This window comes from Microbacterium sp. HMWF026 (assembly GCF_003061325.1).
Lineage (GTDB): Bacteria > Actinomycetota > Actinomycetes > Actinomycetales > Microbacteriaceae > Microbacterium > Microbacterium testaceum_E.
In genome coordinates, this window is record NZ_QAJB01000354.1 from 1 (window position 1) to 2,627 (window position 2,627).

General features: G+C 72.1%; 2 protein-coding genes and 1 pseudogene. 1 reads left to right on the top strand and 2 read right to left on the bottom strand.

The window, feature by feature from the left end; genetic code table 11:
* The coding region (locus tag DBR36_RS13295) for an isochorismate synthase MenF (protein ID WP_108320137.1) at window positions 1-1,201 on the top strand (1,201 nt) is incomplete at its 5' end.
* A gap of 3 nt (window positions 1,202-1,204) precedes the next feature.
* Here DBR36_RS13295 and DBR36_RS13300 read toward each other — a convergent pair.
* Both DBR36_RS13300 and DBR36_RS18490 read right to left on the bottom strand, forming a co-directional pair.
* A complete protein-coding gene (locus DBR36_RS13300) occupies window positions 1,205-2,062 on the bottom strand; it encodes a polyphosphate kinase 2 family protein (protein WP_108320139.1) in 858 nt (285 codons plus the stop codon).
* Window positions 2,063-2,141: 79 nt separating this feature from the next.
* A pseudogene (locus DBR36_RS18490) lies at window positions 2,142-2,627 on the bottom strand (thiamine pyrophosphate-binding protein); the annotation flags it as partial.

Here is a 2,627-nt window from a genome sequence, read left to right on the forward strand (position 1 = left end):
GGCGTACACCACGCCGTACGACCCCCTCTTCTGGAGTCGGCGCGGGGAGTCGTTGTCGGCCTTCGGCGACCTGCTGACGCTGCGCTACACGGGGACGCAGCCCGGCGACGCGACGATATCGGAGCGCTGGCGCGCGATCGCCGCCGCCGCCGACGTCGACGACCCGGTGGGGCTTCCGGGCACGGGACTCGTGGGCTTCGGCTCGTTCGTGTTCGACCCGCGCTCCGCGCGCGAGAACGTGCTGCGCGTTCCCGGCATGATCGTCGGGCGGCACAGCGGTCGCGCGTGGGTGACCCGCCTGGCGTTCGACGACACCCCCGACGAGCCCGAGCCCGAGCTGCCCCCGCGCTCCCCCTTCGGTCCGCACTGGTCGGCGACGCTGGGCCCCGGGCTCCAGACGGCGGAGAAGTATCAGGATGCCGTCCGCCAGGCCATCGAGGCGATCGGCTCCCGCGAGGTGGCCAAGGTCGTGCTCGCCCGCGACATCACCGGCACGGTGCCCTCCGGCTCCGACCTCCGCCGGCTCGTGCGATCGCTGCTCGAGGGCTATCCCGACTGCTGGGTGTTCGCGGTGGACGGTCTGATCGGCGCAAGCCCCGAGACGCTGGTGACGGTGTCGGACGGCACGGTGACCGCGCGCGTCCTCGCCGGGACCGTCGCCCGCGGCGGCGACGCCGACGCCGATGTCGCGGCATCCATCGCTCTCACCGAGAGCTCCAAGGACCAGGACGAGCACCGCTTCGCGGTGCAGAGCGTGCTGAACGCACTGGGTCCGCACACCTCGTCGCTCGCGGCCGAGGCGCAGCCCTTCACGCTCAAGCTGCCCAACGTGTGGCACCTCGCGACCGACGTCGAGGGCGTGCTGAGCGAGGACGCGTCCTCTCTCGATCTGCTGTCGGTGCTGCACCCCACGGCCGCGGTCGCGGGCACCCCCACGACCGCGGCGATGGAGGTCATCCGTCGCCTCGAGCCGTTCGACCGCGGTCGCTACGCCGGCGCCGTCGGATGGACGAGCGGCTCGGGCGACGGCGAGTGGGCCATCGCGCTGCGCTGCGCGCAGATCGACCGCGCGGCACCCTCGTCACCCACGGCCCCCATCACCGCGTACGCGGGTGCGGGGATCGTGGCCGACAGCGTGCCCGAATCGGAACTGCTCGAGACGCGCGTGAAATTCCGCCCGATCGTCGAGGCGCTGGCCTGACGATCAGGAGTCCGCGAGGCGCTTCTTCTCGACCTCGACGTCGTAGTCGGCGGCCGGCCACTGCGGCGCGATGTCCTCGAGGGCGTCGATGAGCAGTTGCTGCACGGCGAGCCGGGCGTACCACTTGCGGTCGGCGGGGACGACGTGCCACGGCGCCACGGGCGTCGAGGTGCGCTCGATGGCGACCTGGTACGCGTCCATGTAGTCGTCCCAGAGCAGGCGCTCGTCGACGTCGCCGGGGTTGTACTTCCAGTGCTTCTCGGGGCGCTCGAGACGCGCGGCGAGGCGCTCTCGCTGCTCGTCCTTCGAGATGTGCAGCATCACCTTGACCACGCGGATGCCCATCTCGGCCGCCTGCGCCTCGAAGGCGACGATCGCGCCGTAGCGGCGCTCGATCTCGTCGGGCGCGGCGAGCTGACGCACGCGGCCGATGAGCACGTCCTCGTAGTGGGAGCGGTCGAAGACGCCGAGGCGCCCGGCATCCGGGAGTCTCTTCTCGATCCGCCAGAGGAAGTCGTGCGCGAGCTCTTCGGCGGTCGGCTTCTTGAACGACGCCAGCTCCACGCCCTGCGGGTCGACGGCCCCGACGACGTGGCGCACGATGCCGCCCTTGCCCGCGGTGTCCATGGCCTGCAGCACCAGCAGCACCGAACCGGTGGCGGTGCCGGCGACGCTCTGCGCGAAGAGCCGCTCCTGCAGGTCCTCGAGCGGTTCGCGACCCGCCTCGAGGTCGGCCTTCCCGCTGTCTTTGTCGCCCTCGTACCCGGGCGTGGACCGGGTGTCGATGTCGGCGAGGCGGAAACCGGGATCGACGCGCAGGGCGTCGGCGGCGGGCGAGGACCAGCGGCTCTTCGTGCTCATCACGCCATGCTGGCGCGTCCGGCGTGCCCGACGCCACCCGTTGACGGTTCCCGGATCGAGGGATGCCGTGTCGGCGCGATCAGCGGGCGAGCGGCACCTCGATGAGCTGGCGTCCGCCGGTGGAGGCCGTGAGCACCTGATCGAGCGCCACCCGCGTCGTGACGCGGTGGTACTCCCATCCGAAGGCGAGGGCGAGCTGTTCGAGTCGCGCGGTCTGCGGCGTGTACTGCACGCGGGTCATCGCGTCGTCGCCGGCCACCCCGGCCACCTCGAGCCCGTCGAAGATCGTGCCGCCGCCGTCGTTGCCGACGACGACCTGCAGGCGCGGCTCTGCCTCGCCCGGAGGCAGCAGCAGCGCGCCCATGTCGTGGAGGAACGCCAGGTCACCCAGCAGCAGGCGCGTCACGCCCGGCCGCTCGTCGCCCTGGCTCGCGAGGGCGATCCCCGTGGCGGTGGCGATGGTTCCGTCGATCCCGGCGAGACCGCGGTTGGAGTGCACGGCGACCTTCTTGCCGCCGAGCAGCTCGTCGGCGACGCGCACGATGCGGGACGAGCCGAACACCAG